This window comes from Pseudoalteromonas sp. S3178 (assembly GCF_005886985.1).
GTDB lineage: Bacteria > Pseudomonadota > Gammaproteobacteria > Enterobacterales > Alteromonadaceae > Pseudoalteromonas > Pseudoalteromonas carrageenovora.
In genome coordinates this window covers 1-336 of the sequence record NZ_PNCW01000457.1, presented here as the reverse complement: position 1 = coordinate 336, position 336 = coordinate 1, and the positions used below count along the sequence as shown (strand labels likewise).

Sequence of the window (336 nt, the reverse complement as noted above, 5' to 3'; positions counted from 1 at the left end):
AATAATCTTGAGTGCCTGCTTTTATGTCTGTATTAAGGCTTCGACGTTCTGCACTGGCTATGACTGCGTTGGCAAAACCAGAGACACCGCTTTGCTCTAAGCGTTCATTGATACGCTCAAAGACCACGGTTGCGGCGCTATTACCTGAACCATATAATACGGTTTGAGGTCCTTTTATGACGGTCAGCGAATCATAAGATTGCGGAGTAATGTACGCAGTGGGCGGATCCATTCGATTGCCACACCCGCCAAGTATAAGACCACCATCGGTTATGATATTTAGTCGAGAACCAGCCATACCTCGAAATACCGGATCACTGCTTGCGGCTCCTTTTT

1 protein-coding gene is annotated in these 336 nt (G+C 47.0%); it reads right to left on the bottom strand.

What is annotated here, in order from left to right; all coding sequences use genetic code 11:
- Window positions 1–298: TonB-dependent receptor plug domain-containing protein (locus CWC11_RS21740; protein ID WP_249330804.1), on the bottom strand; the 298-nt coding region annotated here is incomplete at its 3' end.
- Window positions 299–336 lie beyond the last annotated feature (38 nt).